This window comes from Bradyrhizobium sp. McL0615, assembly GCF_049993905.1.
In the GTDB taxonomy this organism is placed as follows: domain Bacteria; phylum Pseudomonadota; class Alphaproteobacteria; order Rhizobiales; family Xanthobacteraceae; genus Bradyrhizobium.
In genome coordinates, this window is record NZ_CP188254.1 from 4,038,787 (window position 1) to 4,056,159 (window position 17,373).

Genomic DNA, 17,373 nt, shown 5'->3' on the forward strand with positions numbered 1-17,373 from the left:
TCTTTGCATCCGGCGCGGGAGCTCCGCAATTTGCAAGACTACTGAACGAACTTGCAGACCGTGCCAGCGCACGCTCGCGGGATCAGGCAAGGTCATGTTGGGGAAGCGCTCGAACGCATGGGCAGCAGGATGACGCCAACGGTTCGCCGCGACAGGTGCGCGCCCGCGCAATGATGCGGGCTGTTGCCAAAGGCCTGTTGGGATAGGGCTCGCGCAGCCCGTGGTAGTTCTCGCCATATACAAGCACGAGCGGTACACCGAAGAGGTTCAGGCGACTCACCGTTGGTTGCGAGAGGCGCCTTCACGGTATTAGGTAAGGCAACCTGAGACGTGTACTTTCAGCAGCTCGATAGGTCGCAGACTTCCAATACCCTCAATGAGTTTTCTAAAACACAGTTAGAAAACTCAGTACTGCCAACGCAGTTATCGATCGCTTTGTTAGTTTGATCTGTCACACAGCCTGAGTAATTGTGGCCCTTGTCTTCCCCGAATTTCTGCCGAAATTTAGCAAGGCAGGATTTGCTCGCCCTTCCAGTCTGCGCGATCCACTTGTCACGATCGATAGGCTCCGCCTGAGCAAGAAGCGTCGACCTAAGCAACATCGCGATGACCAAAGCATATCGCACGTTCTTATCTCCGCCGGTAAAATCGGACACTACATGAAAACGCTGCACGGCACTCTCTGTATAGGCGCTCCCTAGACTGCTCCGGACTGCAGAGCGCCCATACGCGTAGCTTCTCGCGCTGGTGGCCAGAGTCCGTTGTGGGGTCATTCGCGTCGGCTGGCCGCGTACCGATGACTTCCGGTCTACCTACAAACAGACATCGTTACGTGCGTCGGGATGTCTCAAATGTGCCATTTTCGGACCCGGGCGCGCGCAATCAGGATGTCCGCTTTGCGCCTCCGTAAGCTGATATCGCCACATCGCTCGCCATTTTTGAAAAACCCAACCCCGATGGCTCGCTTGTTACAGCACTTCGATGGCGCCTTCGCTCACCACCTAGTCGATCGGTGCGGGCTACGCCTTATGGTAAACTATGTGTGCGCCCCAGACTAATACCGCGGCCAGCCTTCACGGTACCAATCGAAGGCACCGTGAGACTCGTTACGCCTGATTTTATGCCGCGGACTTGCTCGTGAGCCAGAGCTGCTGCCCATCGCGCAAGGTATGCAGAGTTATCTCTGGCGGGCAGTTTAAGCGCACGGGCAGAAGGCTCGTGCCAGCGCCCACCGAGGTATATCCGACCATGGCGCCATGTCGCCATGATCCGGCGCCCATGAATCTAGGTACTGCTGCCTCCAGCTTGATCGGAATTCCACCGGGTAGGCAAAGCTGACCTCCGTGGGTGTGTCCGCATAACATGAGATCGAATTTGGCGCTCATCGCTCGATCGTAAACTTCCGGCGTGTGCGCCAACAACATCGAAAAGGCATCTGAAGGAATTTTCGACGCGGCCTTCTCAATGTAGTCTGCCCGATAGAAATGCGGATCGTCAACGCCCGCCAGAAAAATGCGTTGCCCATCACGAACAATCGGTTCGCACTCGTTGAACAGCATGCAGAGTCCCATGGCTTCCATTGAAGGTACCATACGGATGCTGTCGTGGTTACCAAGCACCCCATAAACTGGCCCCTTCAATTGGGCCTGCAGTTCATCGATGATTTCTAGACTTTTCTCGAATGGACCATATGTCTTGCCGCGATAGTCGCCGGTTAAGACGCAAATGTCGTAGTGAAGGCCGCCGACCACGCTAACCAGATGCCGCATCGCGCCTACACTTATGTCGGCATGCAGATCGCTGATGTGAAGGATAGTGAAATTGTCAAATGCCCGGGGAAGATTGGCGAAAGCCACGCTATGTTTTTTGACAACGACGTGGTCAGCGTTTCGACGCGCACGGCCATAAAGTCCAGTCAGCTTCAGCGCAGTTCTGACAATCCACGGCGCTGCACCAGTTTTCAAGATTAAAGAAGATCAGTCCCTGTCCAAACAGCTGGGCCTCATGCTCGACTTCGATTTTCAGTCGCCGCTCAACGTGTTCTGAGCCAATTTGCTCGATCAGATCTTGCAGAGGTGTTCCGGTCGCAACGTTCGAAGTAGGATCCAAATTCTCGTCTCTCTAGTTGGAGGGCGTTCCAAACAAAAGCAGGAATAACATGATAGGTCCATTGTAGTCGGCCCCGGCCGGCGCGCCATTTCAGGCCACGGCTTGGATTGAGGCAGGCTTGTTGGAAGTGGTCGGTTAGCCGGCAAACTTTGCCGATGTCCGCTTTACCGACGATATTGTTGCAAAAGCTGGTGTTCCCGTAGCCCGACCCTCCCGGCCCGCTGTAGGGCCGTCCTGCGGCTTCGACGCTGCCGCCTTCCGTCGCCCGTCCTCGTCGCCTATCCCCGTCACGCTGACGCGCTCAATGCGCGCTCGTGGCCGTCGTCTGCGCGGACCTGCCGCCATTTGCGACCATTGGCCAGCTTGTCCTACCGAAGCTTTATGACTGCACTGGGGTTCTGATAGAGGAACTTCCATGAACATGGTGACCGGAATAGCGGCGCTACTGATCGGCCGTCTTCTGATCTGGAAAGGCCGTCCCGATCGAAGCGGCGTCCACCCGCGTTTTCTGCAATTTGAGGCCGCGCTTGGTCTCTTCCCGCCGGTCGTTTTAATTTTCCTTGCCTTTGGCACGGTACTATCGTTTCAGAGCTGTTAGGGAAGTAACCTCGTTCGTGCGAGTAGCGAAATGGCCGGACACTATTGGACTGCACCCCTATCGTGTTCGTCGCGATGACGCTGACACGGTCGCAGCGAAAAGCCCGGCACTGTGCCGGGCGATCGAAAGTATGGTCGCGTGATGAAAGTGGGAGGATCAAGGATCAGGTGCGGACCAGCGTCGGTTCGCTTTGTAACGCTGAAACCTGTTGTCCACAGGGGTGATGACGTGATGCCGCCCGCTATCGGTCGCCTGTCCGCGCCGGGACGATAAAAAAGCCGCCACCGGTACGAACCGGTTACGGCTTCGTTCTCGCTCGTGACCCTCGAAACAAGCCTTTACTGCCGCACCCCAACGCGATCGATGCCGCCATTTAAATTGCCACCGGCGTTATGACGGACCGCAGCGCGCGCCACCGGACGAGGCCTGAGCACGACGCCGGCCCTCGCCACGCAACCGGCAGGATAGCTGACGTACTGGCAGTACACGACCGCCTTGGCTGGCGCTGGATTGAGAGTGAGACCTGCAAGCCCCAACAGGACGCTAGCCGCAATCCCGGCAACTGTCGCTGACTTGATCGAAAGACGCTTCCTCGGATGCATGGCGGACCTCCCTCTTCGTGTTTGCGGAACTGAAAGGTGACGGGAGCCGCCACAGGTGCGGCTGAACATAGCGTGAGCGCAAAAGGATCGCTGACGTTGACCTAGATCAACGGAGGGTCTGCCTAGCGCCAAGCCCTGAGACCGAGCGTCCGCTCAGGGTCGATAGTGTTGGCTACCTCACTGCTGGATGTCCGGCCTCGTACGAGGTCGGCGCGTCGCGCGGCCATGCTGGCACATTCGGCGGGATTGCGCATCATCGGAACCGATGAGGTGTGTTTCTGTCCAGCCCGATAGGGAGTGGCAGTGCCGTTTAGCGTCACCCAATGTGTCCGCAAGCAAAATGCCTGTGGTAACTTGATGATAATCATCGGGCATTCGCAGGCTGGAAAATGGCGATAACCCACTGCCTTCCAGCTAGCTCCAACTGGAGTGACGAAACATGGATCCATCGGTCACTGATTTCATCGCGAGGGAAGCGCGCTTTGGCGCCCGGAACTACGAACCGCTCGGCGTCGTTCTGTCGCGCGGCGAGGGCGTCTTTGTTTGGGATACGCAGGGCCATCGCTACCTCGATTGCCTCTCCGCCTATTCCGCGCTGAATCAGGGTCACTGCCATCCGAAGATCTTGGCCGCGATGGTGGAGCAGGCGGGTCGGCTGACACTGACGTCGCGCGCCTTTCACAACGACCAACTGGCCCTCTTCTACGAAGAGATCGCGGCGCTGACCGGCTCCCACAAGGTGCTGCCGATGAACAGCGGCGCCGAAGCGGTGGAGAGTGCGATCAAGTCGGTGCGCAAATGGGGCTATGAGGTGAAGGGAGTGCCGGACGGGCAGGCCGAAATCATCGTCTGCGCCGATAATTTTCACGGCCGCACCCTCGGCATCATCGGCTTCAGCACCGACCCGGCGGCTCGTGACCATTTCGGACCGTTCGCGGCGGGCTTCAAGATCATCGCCTTCGGCGATGCCGCGGCGTTGAAGAAGGCAATCACACCCAACACGGTCGCCTTTTTGGTCGAACCGATCCAGGGAGAAGCGGGCGTCGTCATCCCACCGTCAGGTTATTTTACAGCAGTGCGCCAACTCTGCACTGCGCACGACGTGATGCTGATTCTGGACGAGATTCAGACCGGGCTCGGCCGCACCGGCAAGCTGCTCGCGGAACAGCACGAGGGCATCGAGGCGGATGTCACGCTGCTCGGCAAGGCGTTGTCCGGCGGCTTTTACCCAGTGTCAGCCGTGCTTTCGAACAACGCGGTGCTCGGCACTCTGAAACCTGGCCAGCACGGGTCGACTTTCGGCGGCAATCCGCTGGCCTGTGCGGTGGCTCGGGCCGCGCTGCGCGTGCTGGTCGAGGAAGGGATGATCGAGAACGCAGCCGCCCAGGGCGCCCGCTTTCTCGATGGCCTGAGCAGCATCCGCAGCAACACGATCCGGGAAGTGCGCGGACGCGGGCTGATGCTGGCCGTCGAGCTACACCCGGAAGCAGGCGGTGCACGTCGCTATTGTCAGGCCCTGCAGGCCCAAGGCATCCTCGCCAAGGACACACATGGTAACACGATTCGCATCGCCCCGCCGCTTGTTATCTCCAGCGATCAGGTCGACTGGGCGCTGGAACAGATCGCCGCCACTTTGAGGCAGGATTTCTCGTGACTACCAGTTGGCGCCGCCGACTCCCGTCGTTCTGTTAGTCCCAATACGATCATCGCAGATGCGATACTCACGTCGGCAAAATGGTCGGTAGTAGCGTTGAACGCCGAAGCTTATTTCGATTGCGGTAAAGTCTGCTCCAGGTCATTTCGCGTCGGTTTGGTCGCGTACCGACGACTTCCGCTCTACCCCTATAAACAGACATCGTTACCGTGCGTCGGCATGTCTCAAAAGGGCCAACAAGAGACATCGCGGGCTTGGGCTGATATGATAGAGGCCACCGACTAATGTGGCCTCAACGCAAGCCTCCATAGAGACCTAGAAGGAAGTACGCCAACAGAATCAGCATCGGCCAGCCGAGCCCGCGAGCATGCTTCATCATGTTACTTTGTCGGCAGAGCAGAAATAATCGACGCCAAGCCAAGCGCTATGAATACCAGAATGACCGGCGGATATAGGACCAGCGCCGCCTGAAATCTTAGAAACTTCCGGTGCGTTCCGTCCGCCCTAGGACGACCCACCAGGATCAATATTAGACCAACGGCGAGCAATGCAATTCCGGCCCAAAGGTTCATGACTTGCTCCGATTGAAGCGCCAGCACACCCCCGAAAGGTCCGCGCAGCCCAAGAGTCAGCGCGACCAACCAGTGGCTACGATTAAGATCAGGCCGACAGACAGGCCGGCTACTATTCCGAACGGAATGACATCTTCGAGCACTGGTGCCGTTGCCAGCGGATGCACCCTCCCGTCCTTGGGCCGCAAAGCCCGCAGAACTGCGACTGCCGCCACGATTAAGACCGCTCCGACAACCTTGATCATCTGCAATTCAGCCAGTTCTTGAGGTCCTCGATCTTCAATAACAGAAAAGGCTCAATGCTCCGGCGCGACCAATGGTCATTGGCCATTAGACTAAGATGCTGCCTTGTGTTCCGCTCTGCGAATTAGGCCACTCCCAAAATCAAACTAGGCCACTAGGGGTCGAAATAGCCATTACCCACTGAGCTATGGGAAAGGATCACGAAACGGGCCCCATTGGCTGTGAGTCCGGTCTGGGTCTTGGCCGTGTAAAAACACCCTTCGGGGGAGTCGGTCAGAAGCGAGGACCGGTTCGGTCTCAGGCCGCGATCGCCGCCATCAGCGGCTTGGTCCCGATGATGTTCATGACCCGTGTCAGATTATAGGCGAGGACCGAGAGTGCCATCTCGGCGGCGACTTTCGGAAGCGTTTTGGTCAGGAAGTGCGTCGCACCCATGCGGGCCTTGATCGTGCCGAACGGATGCTCGACCGTCTCCCGGCGCTGGCGCATGGCTTGCGGGTTTGTATCGAGGCGCTGCTGCACAGCGTCGAGCAGATGTTCATGCTCCCATCGGGTAATGCGCCGCTCTGGCCCTGTCGTGCATTGCGATTTGAGCGAGCAATTTGAGCAGGCGGTGGTCCAGTAGCGCCGCAGCATCTTGCCGTCCTCCTCGCTCGTAAAGCGATATGGCAGCCGCTCCCCAGCTGGACAGCGATAGGCGTCCTCCTCCGGCAGATAAGCAAAGTCCTGCTTACCGAAGCGCCCCTCCGATTTGGCACCCGACGTCTGCGGCTTGGGCAGAGTTACCGTGATGCCGGCCTCGTGACACGCGAGGATTTCCAGGCTGCTGAAGTAGCCGCGATCGGCAACGGCCTCGAGCGTCTCGGTCTCGAGAACAGCCTTGGCCTGCTTGGCCATATTGGCAAGTTGTGCCCGATCTGAGCCGCTGTTCGTCACCTCGTGCGCCACAATCAGATGATGCTCGGTATCGACGGCGACCTGCACGTTGTAGCCGACGACGCCGGAGCCGCGGCCGCTCGTTGCCATCGAACGACTGTCAGGATCGGTCAGGGAGATTTGCTGATCGGGCGAAGCAAGCATCTGCTTCTCGTAGACAGCAAGCTTGCCCATTTCCTCCTTCAGCTTTGTCAGCTTCTCGGTGAGCCTCGTCACCTTCGCGGCCAGCGCCTCGGTCGGCTCCTGTCGGTCGGCCGTGTCAAGTTGGCTCAGATAGCGCGCGACGCTCTCCTCCAGCTGAGCGCGCCGCCGCTCGACCTTCGCCCGGGTGAAGTTCCTGTCCCGGTTGTTCACGGCTTTGAACTTGCTGCCATCGATGGCGACGCTCGCCGTCGTGAGAAGACCCATCTGACGGCAGAGTTCGACGAAGCGCGCACACACCTTGCGCAGCGCCAGGCCATTGTCTTTGCGAAAGTCCGCGATGGTCTTGTGATCTGGAGCGAGCCGACCCAGCAGCCACATGACCTCGACGTTGCGTCCGGCTTCTCGTTCGAGCCGCCGGCTCGACTGTACCTGGTTCAGATAGCCATAGACGTACAGCTTGAGGAGAATCGAGGGATGGTACGACGGCCGGCCGGTTGCCTCGGGATCGACCCCGCCGAACCCAAGCTCGGACAGATCGAGGTCGTCGACGAGGACGTCGATGACGCGAACTGGATTGTCCTCGCCGATCCAGTCTTCCACGCATTCAGGAAACAGCGTGCTCTGCCCACGATCCGCACCCTCAATGAAGCGCTTCATCCGAGCCCCCCGCAAATCGTGCGGGAATCATATCGCGCGAATCACATCAAGCGCAGCGTTTTCACACAGCCAGGGTCAAAAGGCGAAGTCGCAGCCGGTCTGTGCCACTTCCGTTCTGCCCGCGAGAACGGACATCACCCATCGTTCTCGTCACGTCCGGAAAGGGCCACAAGCTGACATTTGCTGGTCTCCCGCAATCGTTTAGCAAGTAATTGTTTGCTACCAAACTATAGCTTTCCTTGGGCATCGACTGAGGCCGACAATAATCATGAACAGCGCCGCAATTTTGGACACTGCAGCTTTCCTGAGTGGCCCCTTAAATTTCCTGGCTATGATTTTAACATTGCTCATCCGTGTTTGTGTTCGCCCGTCCGTCCCAGTAGATGCATTCGTGGCAATCGTACTCAACTCTGCATTCATTGCTGCGGTTCTTGGTACTCAAAACCTTCGAGATTTGATGGGCATATACATCTTCTTTTTCGGTCTGGGTGGCTTAGGGCTGGGTTGGCTGATTGGAACATTTTTCAAGCGCTTGATCGGGTTTTTGGTTCGCTAAAGGACTGGCGCAGGCCCGCTTTGGGTCAATCGCGCCGGTTTGCCCCTCCACCGATGACTTCCGGTCTTCCCCCGGAAGCGGACACCGTCACGGCCGGTCGGCATGTCTCAAAAGGGCCAAAAGCAGAAATCGCGGTCGCGGCCTACTCGATCAAATCGCTGGTGCCGCAGGACGAGACGGCGCGTCACTCTGGAAGTCCCGCTTTGCGGAGGCCCTCGATATACAATTGAAGCCGCGATCCGCCGCCGCGCGTCACCCGTACAGAAATGCGAAAATCAGGGTCGAGTTCGAACAAACCGGCCACGGCCTCCTTTACCTCTGCTTCGCGTCCCAGATGAGCCAGGGCCGACGCAAGGCAGCGATAAGCGAAGGGATAAAGCGGGTTCTGGCGGACGGCCTTCTTGGCTGCCGAGATTGCCTCATCGAAACGACCAAGACCGATGAATGCAACGCCCATTCCGGCAAAAGTTGAAAAGAGCAACGGATCAAATGGGCTTAATCGAATGCCGCGCTCAAAGCTCCGGATTGCCTCTTCGGGCTGCCCCGCCATGAGGTAAATCATGCCTCGCTGTTCCCATATGCGGGATGAATTGGGGTTTAAGGCGACCGCACGGTCCACCATCTCCCTTGCTGTATCGTAATCGTCAGAGAAGGAGGCGGTTGCGTTGCCAAGCAGACTCAATGCCAAAGTGGCGTTCCCGTCGATACTGAGTGCCAAACGGAGAAGCCGCAATCCTTCTGCAATGTCCGACTTCGGATCGGCCGCCCATCCCCGACGTACACTCCGGAGGTGGCATTCCCCTGCAAGGGTTGCAGCAAAGCTGCTCCGGGGGTCGATCTCCAATGCGCGAGAGGCAAGCCGAAGGCTCTCGGCCGATCCGTCCCGGGTCCATGACTGGAGGTGTTGTGCTCGAAGACAAAGGTCGTAGGCGCTGAGGTCGTTCGGCCGACGCGCCGCCAAATCCTTTTCGGTTTGCAGCAATTTTGGCTGAATGGCAGAGACAACATTCACCGTCACCTCGTCCTGCAGCGCAAAGACATCGCTTAGGTCACCTTCAAATCGATCAGCCCAAAGGTGCGCGCCGCTCAGGGCATCAATCAATTGGCCCGTAATGCGAACTTTTTCGGCTGCCCTGCGCACACTGCCTTGAAGCACGTAGCGGACGCCGAGTTCGCGCCCGACTTGCTTGATATCGACGGCTTTGCCCTTGTAAGTAAAACTCGAACTGCGCGCGATCACGAATAGAGATTTGAACCGCGACAACGCTGTGGTGATTTCGTCCACCATGCCGTCAGCGAAGTAATCCTGATCGGGATCACCGCTCATGTTTTGGAACGGCAACACCGCGACGGAAGGCTTATCAGGAAGGGCAAGCGGTTCGGCCCTGTTGGGAAACGAATAGGTCGACACCTTTGGAGTGGAGAGACAGTTTATCCCAATACGCCAGACACGCATGGGTTCGGCGATATTCCTGAGAGCTTGTGCGCCCATATCTTGGAAGGCGAGGTCGACCTTGCCCCGAACCTGCCGGTGAACGTCGTCGGAAATACTGACACCACCCGGTTCTGCGATCCCTTCGAGACGCACCGCAATATTGACCCCGTCACCAAAGATGTCGTTGTCTTCGATAATAATATCTCCGACGTGGATGCCGATGCGAAATTCGATCCGTTTGCCCTGCGGCACATCGGTATTTTGTTCTGCCACGCTGCGTTGGATTTCGTCGGCACATCGCACGGCGTCGACCACGCTGGCGAACTCAACGAGAGCGCCGTCCCCAGTATTCTTGACGATACGTCCGCGATGATCAGTGATTTTGGGATCAAAAAGCGTCTTTCTAAGAGCTTTCAGTTGCGCCAGCGTGCCTTCTTCGTCGATCCCTATCAAGCGGCAAGAGCCCGCGACATCCGCCGCCAGAATAGCCGCCAGTCGCCGCTCGACGTGCTCGCTGCTCAAGATGCACCCCCGGGCCTCGGGAAGCTGAATAGCACAATTGTGGGCCGATGTCCGGCTATGCTCTTGTCCGAAATGGGTCAAACTGAGAAGTTCGGACGCGCAAGCGGGAAGTCGGCTTTAACTTCAAGAACGGACATCGTCAGTCCGGCCTGTCAGGTCCGAAAAGTGCCACAAACGGACTTCGATAGACCGGTCATCGCCTATATAGTGGTGTGGGGTAGCCTTGAGTACTGCCGGATCATCTCGTGAGAAAAGGTGTCATTGTTGTTTTCGTTGTCGTTGCCGTTTTCGGTGCAGCGAGTCTTGCCCTGCGCCGGCTAAACTTTCCAGACACATCATCATCCACTATCACCCAGCGACAGGTGCGCATTAAGGATGCTGTAGTTTTCCATAATCCTAGCCACGATTCCTCCAAATTTGTTGCTTTCGTCGAAGCAGTAACTGAAAAGAGAGGGGCAGCGCCTCTGCAAGAATGCCAGGAGGAATTGCTGCTGATCAATAGATCGTACAAAAGTTCGGTGCGAAAGGAATTCGGCGCGGGTGACAGCCAATCTGTAATAAGCTTCCTAGTTTTTGCGCCACGCGATATGTACCGGAAAGAAGCGAAGGTCCGTATGGTTTGCAAAACGACTGCATCCGATTGGTATCCGGTAGAGCTCCCAGAGCTAAAACATCAATGAACTAACGAACCAAGGGGTATGAAACCGCATTTGGGTTTGGTCTCGCAACCTCTCACGATTGGTCCAGACCTCATACCGCTTGTCCGCTAAGGGTCTTGGCTGTGTGAAAATGCGAAGACGCTCAATCGCAATAGGAGAACTTGTTCGTCCAAGACCGTTTTAGTCGCTCAACGCGCAAGCGGATTCAACTTAGAGATCGAATTGAAAAATATCATTCTTCGTCGCGTTTCGATTTTTGAGTTTTTACACAGCCAGGGTCGCATGCAGAAACAGGTCTATGCTTTCCGCCTCAGCCATGACGCGGTCGCGCGCGAACGCCAGAGGATTGACACGGTATAGGGATAGATCGTCGCCGCTCCTAATGAGCGCTTTGAATTTGGAGATCACGCGAGGGCTCCAAGATCGGGCCTGCTCGATCTCGGTCATTTTGCCTTCGAGGAGCCGTTCCTGAATGTTGATCATTGTGCGCCCCCGTCATCTTACCGCGGCATGGCCGGGAGGATGGCGGCCACTCTTCAAATGGGCAACTGACATTAAGATATGGCGCCTACTTCCTTCCTAAGCTGCAATTTCCCAGGTTGGCCGCCATATCTGGGCGCCAACTCCAACCATCGCGCGCACCTTGCCAAGATATCGTCCATGGAATCCAGGGCAGGATGTGCGGTGACAAATCTTCAATTGGCCGCGCGGCCGCCGGCGTGAGATCGGCATCCGCCAAACATTTGGTTATGATAAGACAACTCTCAATCAACCGAGTGCTCACGATGGCCGCCCTTATACAGCCCCAGCACGATCTTTCATCGATTGAAATCGATGCAATTGAAGAACGTCTCTACAACCACAACCGTCGTGCAATAAGTTGCAGTGACGGGCGAGGGTTGGGCTTTGTGATCCGCGATGAGGCAGGACGCATTATCGGCGTCGCCGCTGGGTACTCTTGGGCAGGCACCTCTGAACTCAAACAGATGTGGATCGACGAAGCGTATCGAGGACGCGGCTACGCGCGGGAACTATTAAATGCCTTCGTCGCTGAGGCTGCTGGTCGAGGCGTTCGGCGGATTTGGGTGGCAAGCTATGACTTCCAAGCGCCAGAAATGTATGAAAAGGCTGGGTTCGAGCGTATGGCTGAGTTTGCGGAGTGGCCTGAGGGACACTCCAATGTCGTTCTCTGCAAGACATTAATCGCATGATAAGAAAAGTCTTAGAGCAACGTTGACTGGCCAATTACGGCCCAAGGAGGAGGTAGCTAAATATCAACTAAACGTGTAGAGGCGCGTCAGTAACGAGGTCTGACGCAGAGCGAACCTGCCTGAGAACGATATGGGAGGTCCGAAATGCGATTGTGCCAGTTACTCTTTCTTGGTGCGCTCGCCGCACACTTTCCTGGAATTGCAGCGGCGGCGGAGCGTCCCGTCGTCGTTGAGCTCTTCACATCGCAAGGATGCTCGTCCTGTCCGCCCGCCAACGCATATCTGAATGAGCTGTCGAAGCGGCCCTCAGACGTCCTGGCGCTGGCCTTTCACGTTACCTATTGGGACTATCTCGGCTGGAAGGATCCATTCTCCCTGAAAATTGCGACGGATCGACAGGAGCGGTACGGCCGCCGTTTTGGCGACGGGTCGTATACGCCGGAGATCGTCGTGGATGGCTCGACGGGCATGGTGGGGTCCTATCGAGACGATGTCGATCGCGCCATCGTGAAGGCAAGGGCGAATGGGACGACCATCGCCGATGTGCACGTGGTGACGAAGGATGGGAAGGCCGCAATCGACGTAGGGGTTGGTCAGGGTACCGCGCGTGTGCTCCTTGTGGGCTTTGACCGCGAACACGTAACGCCAATTGGCCGCGGCGAAAACCGGGGCCGTACGATGGCCGAAGCGAATATCGTTCGGTCGTTCCGATCGGTTGCAGAGTGGAGCGGAGCGCCCATCCATCTCGACGAACAGCTTCCGGAAGGCGAACTCGTCGCGGTCATCCTCGAAGCGCCGGACGGGCGTATCGTCGGAGCCTCCAGGGCCATCGCGGCCGGTTCTTCCTGACGGAACGGCAAAGAAGAGACCGGCCGGATGTTCGCGAGTAAGTCAATCTGTGCGTGTCGACAATACGGCTGTCGAATGCGGTTATTGGCAATACGCTCAAGGATACTCTTGATCGGATCCCCCTCGATCAGAATGTCATTCAATTAGAGCGTCAGGTCGAGATCAAAAAGCACCCGGTCGCGTAACGGAATCCCATCGACGAGCGTTCCTTCCGGATAGCCCGTTGACGGCCCGAACGCATCACGCACAATTTTGTACATTCGGAAGCCCTGCCGTTGATAGAAACGCAAGTTGGCGATATCGGCAGCTGCGGTCGAGACGATCAACCGATGGCCGTTGCGTGCGCGGCAGTAAGCGATGGCGGCTCTGACCAGGTGCTGTCCGATACCCTCGCGCTGACGTTTCTCCGTAACTGCCATGCTCTTGAGCTCGAATACACTGGCATCCTCGGTCTCGAGAATCTGCAAATGGCCGACGAGTAGGTCAGCATCGTGGGCGACCAGCAGCTCGCCGCGCGTGATGTAAGCGGCGATCTGGGTCTGGGAATCGTCGGCCAGTGCAAAAAGAGGCAGCAGCGGGTTGCGATCGTCGTCGTAGTGGTCAATGTGCATGGGGTTACGCTGCCGAGAGATGCGGGCCGAACCGTTGGAAGTCGGAACGATTCGCATCCGTCAACGACGGTTGAATTTCACCGTCTTGTGCGATCCCCCAAACGATTTGCGCACGCAGGCCCCGCGCGTCCCTCCGGTTTTGCAGGACCAGCCGTGCGCCGCTGGCGCGAAGCGCGAGATCGACGATCGACAGTCCTAATCCACTTCCGAGCGGGCTCTTGTTGCGGCCGCGGAAGAAGCGGTTCGTTACCAGCGAGATCTCATCGTCCGGGATACCGGGACCGTCGTCATCGATATAGACAGCCAAAGTGTCGGAGCCTTTCTTCACCGACCATCGAATGATGCCTGGCTCAAGCATGTGGCGGACGGCGTTCTCATGCAAATTGCGGACGGCGACCAGAACCAGTTCCCTGTTCGCGGTGACCATCGTGCTTTTCAGCGCGGGATCCAGTTCGACTTCGGCCTTGCGGTCCGAGGCCGGCAACGCGTCGATGACTTCCTCAATCAGGTCGCCGATGTTGATGCTGGTTTGTTTGGCCTCGTGGATGGAATCGAGCTTTGCCATCGCCAGCAATTGGCGGACCATCCGGGTGGTGCGATCGACGGCAACCACGATCTGGCGCAGAGCGGCCTCGCGAACACCGCTGTCGTTCGCCACCATGGCGATCTGGGCTTGGGTGCGCAGGCCCGCCAGCGGCGTGCGAAGCTCGTGCGCCGCAAACGCCGTGAGCTCCCGCTCATGCCGCATGGCGTCGCGGACCTTGCGGAAGAGATGGTTGAGCGAGGCCACCATGGGCCGGATTTCAGCCGGGATTGTTCCGGTCTCGACCTGGCTCATGTCGTCGGCATTGCGGCGTGAAAGCTCCCGCGTCAGAGCCTGTAAAGGACGAAGGCCGCGGCTGAGGCTTGCCCAGATCAGCAGACCAAGCAACGGAATGGCAAGGAGCAGGGGGGCAAGCAAGCCCTTGATGATCTGTTCCGCCAGATGGGCCCGCAGTCCGAGGCGATCACCCACCGACACCTGGACGCCCTTGGCGGCATCTTCCGCCGTATAGACGCGCCAGGTTTCTCCCTTGATCAGTCGCTGCGAAAAGCCGGCACGCTTATCGCCCAGGCTTTCGTCCGGCGCACCGCTCGAGCGGGCCACCAGGCGGCCGTCGAGCGACCATATCTGGCAGGACAATTGCCGTTCATAACTCATTATTTCGGGCGCCTGTTCTGAATCTCCTTCCGTCTGCGCCGGGCCAACGCCGTTGCCCGAGGCGAGCGACAGCACCATGCGCGCAGCTTCCTGAAGCCGCGCGTCGAGCACGCTTTCGATTTCGCGCGTGGCGCCGACATAGATCCAGCAGGTGGCGACGAGCCAGATCAGGCTGGTGGCGGTAACGAGGATCAGGAACAGTCTGCCTTTCAGTGAATTCATGATGCGATGGGCCTCATGCGGTAGCCGATCCCGCGCAGGGTTTCGATCTTGGCTCGCCCGATTTTGCTGCGCAGCTTGTGCACGTGCACTTCGACGGTGTTGCTTTCGACCTCCTCTTGCCAGCCGTAGAGTTTTGCCTCCAGATCACTCTTTGATAGCACCATGCCTGGCCTGTCCATCAGCGCCGCAAGGACCGCGAATTCGCGCCGCGACAGGCCGATGCACTCTCCGTTGACGGCCACCGTCAGCCGCGCGGGATTGAGCGTCACGCCGTTGTAAGTGGCTTGCGGTGTCGCACGGCCGCTATTCCTCCGGCTGATGGCGCGCACGCGGGCGGCGAGTTCCTCGAGATCGAACGGCTTGCCGAGATAATCGTCCGCGCCGGCATCTAGGCCTCTGATGCGGTCAGCGACCTCGTCGAGCGCGGTCAACAACAGTACCGGTGTCCGGTCGCCGCGGGACCGCAGCGCGGTTAACAGATCGAGGCCCGATCCGTCCGGTAGCATCAAATCAAGCACCAACGCGTCGAACGCGTCGGCCGCAAGCGCGGCGTGACCGTCGGCGCAACTGGCGACGATATCGAGGGTTGCGCCGTACAATCCGAGCCCGACCTTGAGCCCGTCGGACAGCATTGGGTCATCCTCAACAACCAAAATTCGCATGGAAGCCGCTCCTCGTTGTGACTTCCGCGTCGGCCTCTAGCCTTAAGGCTGGCTTAAGGTCGCGCGGTCACATGGGCCGCCGGATCGCTCACAGAAGGTACCCCATGCCCTACGTTCGCATTCTCGGTTTTGTTACTTTGTTGCTGAGGCTTATGGCGGCTGCCGGTCCAGTTTTTGCCGCGACGCCGATACCGGCCGATCAGGCCTTCCAGCTCCGCGCCCAGCTCGACGAGGAGGAGGGGATCGAGCTGAGCTGGACGATCGCCCCGGGCTATTACCTCTACCGCGACAAGATCGTGGTCACGCTTGACGGTCAGCGAGTCAGGATCGCGACGGTGAAAGGCCAGCCCAAGGATGATCCGAATTTCGGCATGACCGAGGTCTATCACGCGGGTACCACGGCGACTGTTCCGGCGGAACTGTTGCCGGAGAAAGGACGCATCATCGTCACCTATCAGGGCTGCGGCGAGAACACGATCTGTTATCCGCCGATCGCAAAGACGGTTGATCTGGCGACATTGCTGATCGCAGAGGCGCCCGAAGATAACGAAGCCGTGAACCGGCCCGGAAACGGCAGCAGCGCAGCGGACATTTCGACATGGAGTCCGTCCCCGGCCGATGGAGCAGGCGCAGAGTCGGGCATGCTCGGGGGCAGCCTGTTGACTATAGTTCTGGCCTTTCTGGGTTTCGGCCTGCTGTTGTCGTTCACACCTTGCGTATTTCCGATGATCCCGATTCTTTCGGGCATGCTGGCGCGGTCGGGCAGCCGCCTTTCCTTGACGCGCAGCTTCGTTCTGTCTGCGTCCTACGTGGTGGCGATGGCCGCGGCCTACGGCACGCTCGGGATCTTCGTGGCCTGGTCGGGAGAAAACCTGCAGACCGTATTGCAGACACCACTCGCCGTCCTTGGCATGAGTGCGCTGTTCTTGGCGCTCGCGCTGTCGATGTTTGGGCTCTATGAATTGCGGTTGCCGCAATCCTGGACCGCGAGGCTCGCGACCAGTGCGGGTAATAGAGGTTCGATCGGCGGCGCCGCGTTGCTCGGTTTTGGCTCGGCTCTGATCGTCGGTCCTTGTGTAACGCCACCGCTGGCGGCAGCGCTGGTGTTTGTTGCACAGACCGGGGCGGTCGCTCGGGGCTCGCTGGCGTTGTTCGCGCTTGGCCTCGGCATGGGGCTGCCGTTGATCGCCTTCGGCGTGCTCGGCGTCCGGGTGCTGCCGCGTTCCGGCGCGTGGCTCGCGCGCGTAAAGCATATTTTCGGTTTCGTTTTTGTCGGGCTCGCGATCTGGATGGCTTCGCGGGTCCTGCCCGTCGCGCTCACGGCCACCGCATGGGGCGCTCTGTTCATCGCAATCGGGCTTTACTTCGACGTCCTCGCGCTGTTCGAGGAGCCGCGGTGGCGATCAGCCAGTCTCGCCAGGGCAGGTGCCGGCGTGCTGGCGCTGTTTTATGGATGCGTCCTGCTCATCGGTGCGGCGCTCTCCGAATACGGACCCTTGCAGCCACTGATCTCTATCGGCGTGGTCGCCTCTTCAGCGGATGCCGGCAGCACCGAAGGTTTCCAGGTGGTTTCCAACGAGGCCGACCTCGACAAGGCGATTGACCTCGGTCGCCGGCAGGGCCGCGGCATCATGGTCGACTTCTCTGCCGACTGGTGCACCGAGTGCCGGCTGATGGAGCGGAACATCTTCGCCAAGGATGTGGTGCGGCAGCAGCTTCGCGGCATGCTCCTGATTCGTGCCGACCTCACCCATTACGACCTATCGAGCAAAAACCTGATGCAACGTTTCGCGGTGGTCGGGCCGCCGACGGTGGTGTTCCTCAATCCCGACGGCAGCGAAATCAAGGATGCCCGCGTCGTCGGCGACGTCGGCGTTGAAAATTTCCTCAACAAGGTCGCCAAGGCCTGGCGCGCCTAAATCCACTTCAT

The 17,373-nt window shown here is 58.6% G+C and carries 14 protein-coding genes and 1 pseudogene; 7 read left to right on the top strand and 8 right to left on the bottom strand.

Translation table 11 applies throughout. From position 1 onward, the window contains the following. Window positions 1–1,118: 1,118 nt before the first annotated feature. The gene (locus tag ACPPVP_RS19005) at window positions 1,119–1,856 is read right to left on the bottom strand and encodes a metallophosphoesterase (RefSeq protein WP_426536960.1); all 738 of its coding nucleotides are present in this window, start codon (window positions 1,854–1,856) and stop codon (window positions 1,119–1,121) included. Window positions 1,857–2,524: 668 nt separating this feature from the next. Between ACPPVP_RS19005 and ACPPVP_RS19010 the strand changes: the two genes are divergently transcribed. Beyond that, entirely contained in the window at window positions 2,525–2,707 is a 183-nt protein-coding gene (locus ACPPVP_RS19010; RefSeq protein WP_426536962.1) for a hypothetical protein, read from the top strand. Window positions 2,708–3,045: 338 nt separating this feature from the next. Here the strand turns inward: ACPPVP_RS19010 and ACPPVP_RS19015 are convergent, their stop codons facing one another. Beyond that, on the bottom strand, window positions 3,046–3,309 hold the full coding sequence (locus tag ACPPVP_RS19015; RefSeq protein ID WP_426536964.1) for a hypothetical protein: 264 nt from the start codon (window positions 3,307–3,309) through the stop codon (window positions 3,046–3,048). 439 nt (window positions 3,310–3,748) lie between these two features. On the opposite strand from ACPPVP_RS19015, the gene rocD reads away from it, so the two are divergent. Continuing rightward, the gene (rocD, locus tag ACPPVP_RS19020; RefSeq protein ID WP_426536966.1) at window positions 3,749–4,963 is read left to right on the top strand and encodes an ornithine--oxo-acid transaminase; all 1,215 of its coding nucleotides are present in this window, start codon (window positions 3,749–3,751) and stop codon (window positions 4,961–4,963) included. A 1,112-nt stretch (window positions 4,964–6,075) separates the two neighbouring features. Here the strand turns inward: rocD and ACPPVP_RS19025 are convergent. After that, on the bottom strand, window positions 6,076–7,515 hold the full coding sequence (locus ACPPVP_RS19025) for an IS1182 family transposase (RefSeq protein ID WP_426536968.1): 1,440 nt from the start codon (window positions 7,513–7,515) through the stop codon (window positions 6,076–6,078). Window positions 7,516–7,783: 268 nt separating this feature from the next. Between ACPPVP_RS19025 and ACPPVP_RS19030 the strand changes: the two genes are divergently transcribed. Next, the gene (locus ACPPVP_RS19030) at window positions 7,784–8,071 is read left to right on the top strand and encodes a hypothetical protein (RefSeq protein WP_426536969.1); all 288 of its coding nucleotides are present in this window, start codon (window positions 7,784–7,786) and stop codon (window positions 8,069–8,071) included. 184 nt (window positions 8,072–8,255) lie between these two features. Here ACPPVP_RS19030 and ACPPVP_RS19035 read toward each other — a convergent pair whose 3' ends face one another. After that, window positions 8,256–10,028: an adenylate/guanylate cyclase domain-containing protein gene (locus ACPPVP_RS19035; RefSeq protein ID WP_426536971.1), complete on the bottom strand. Its 1,773-nt coding sequence runs from the start codon at window positions 10,026–10,028 to the stop codon at window positions 8,256–8,258. A gap of 245 nt (window positions 10,029–10,273) precedes the next feature. Here ACPPVP_RS19035 and ACPPVP_RS19040 point away from each other — a divergent pair, with 245 nt between their 5' ends. Then, entirely contained in the window at window positions 10,274–10,708 is a 435-nt protein-coding gene (locus ACPPVP_RS19040) for a hypothetical protein (RefSeq protein WP_426536973.1), read from the top strand. A gap of 255 nt (window positions 10,709–10,963) precedes the next feature. Here ACPPVP_RS19040 and ACPPVP_RS19045 read toward each other — a convergent pair. Then, window positions 10,964–11,170: pseudogene (locus tag ACPPVP_RS19045) on the bottom strand (DUF5939 domain-containing protein); the annotation flags it as partial. A gap of 302 nt (window positions 11,171–11,472) precedes the next feature. Between ACPPVP_RS19045 and ACPPVP_RS19050 the strand changes: the two are divergent. After that, window positions 11,473–11,898: a GNAT family N-acetyltransferase gene (locus ACPPVP_RS19050; RefSeq protein ID WP_426536975.1), complete on the top strand. Its 426-nt coding sequence runs from the start codon at window positions 11,473–11,475 to the stop codon at window positions 11,896–11,898. Window positions 11,899–12,042: 144 nt separating this feature from the next. Then, window positions 12,043–12,747 (top strand): DUF1223 domain-containing protein, encoded by a 705-nt coding sequence (locus ACPPVP_RS19055; RefSeq protein WP_426536977.1) that lies wholly within the window; start codon window positions 12,043–12,045, stop codon window positions 12,745–12,747. Window positions 12,748–12,890: 143 nt separating this feature from the next. On the opposite strand, the gene ACPPVP_RS19060 is transcribed toward ACPPVP_RS19055, so the two are convergent. Genes ACPPVP_RS19060 through ACPPVP_RS19070 form a run of 3 tightly spaced genes read right to left on the bottom strand, consistent with a single transcriptional unit; the run spans window position 12,891 to window position 15,443 of the window. After that, on the bottom strand, window positions 12,891–13,358 hold the full coding sequence (locus tag ACPPVP_RS19060) for a GNAT family N-acetyltransferase (protein ID WP_426536979.1): 468 nt from the start codon (window positions 13,356–13,358) through the stop codon (window positions 12,891–12,893). 4 nt (window positions 13,359–13,362) lie between these two features. After that, window positions 13,363–14,781, bottom strand: a complete 1,419-nt coding sequence (locus tag ACPPVP_RS19065; protein WP_426536981.1) for an ATP-binding protein — start codon at window positions 14,779–14,781, stop codon at window positions 13,363–13,365. Next, window positions 14,778–15,443, bottom strand: coding sequence for a response regulator (locus ACPPVP_RS19070; protein ID WP_426536983.1), 666 nt, complete (start codon window positions 15,441–15,443; stop codon window positions 14,778–14,780). The genes ACPPVP_RS19065 and ACPPVP_RS19070 overlap by 4 nt, the downstream gene beginning before the upstream one ends. Before the next feature lie 104 nt (window positions 15,444–15,547). On the opposite strand from ACPPVP_RS19070, the gene dsbD reads away from it, so the two are divergent. After that, window positions 15,548–17,362 (top strand): protein-disulfide reductase DsbD, encoded by a 1,815-nt coding sequence (gene dsbD / locus ACPPVP_RS19075; protein ID WP_426536985.1) that lies wholly within the window; start codon window positions 15,548–15,550, stop codon window positions 17,360–17,362. The last annotated feature ends 11 nt before the right edge of the window (window positions 17,363–17,373 follow it).

What these genes read in the sequence shown, in the direction of transcription:
- rocD (WP_426536966.1), top strand. Translation starts at nt 3,749, where the DNA reads ATGGATCCATCGGTCACTGATTTCATCGCGAGGGAAGCGCGCTTTGGC.
- ACPPVP_RS19025 (WP_426536968.1), bottom strand. Translation starts at nt 7,515, where the DNA reads ATGAAGCGCTTCATTGAGGGTGCGGATCGTGGGCAGAGCACGCTGTTT.
- dsbD (WP_426536985.1), top strand. Translation starts at nt 15,548, where the DNA reads ATGCCCTACGTTCGCATTCTCGGTTTTGTTACTTTGTTGCTGAGGCTT.
- ACPPVP_RS19065 (WP_426536981.1), bottom strand. Translation starts at nt 14,781, where the DNA reads ATGAATTCACTGAAAGGCAGACTGTTCCTGATCCTCGTTACCGCCACC.
- ACPPVP_RS19070 (WP_426536983.1), bottom strand. Translation starts at nt 15,443, where the DNA reads ATGCGAATTTTGGTTGTTGAGGATGACCCAATGCTGTCCGACGGGCTC.
- ACPPVP_RS19055 (WP_426536977.1), top strand. Translation starts at nt 12,043, where the DNA reads ATGCGATTGTGCCAGTTACTCTTTCTTGGTGCGCTCGCCGCACACTTT.
- ACPPVP_RS19015 (WP_426536964.1), bottom strand. Translation starts at nt 3,309, where the DNA reads ATGCATCCGAGGAAGCGTCTTTCGATCAAGTCAGCGACAGTTGCCGGG.
- ACPPVP_RS19010 (WP_426536962.1), top strand. Translation starts at nt 2,525, where the DNA reads ATGAACATGGTGACCGGAATAGCGGCGCTACTGATCGGCCGTCTTCTG.
- ACPPVP_RS19060 (WP_426536979.1), bottom strand. Translation starts at nt 13,358, where the DNA reads ATGCACATTGACCACTACGACGACGATCGCAACCCGCTGCTGCCTCTT.
- ACPPVP_RS19030 (WP_426536969.1), top strand. Translation starts at nt 7,784, where the DNA reads ATGAACAGCGCCGCAATTTTGGACACTGCAGCTTTCCTGAGTGGCCCC.
- ACPPVP_RS19050 (WP_426536975.1), top strand. Translation starts at nt 11,473, where the DNA reads ATGGCCGCCCTTATACAGCCCCAGCACGATCTTTCATCGATTGAAATC.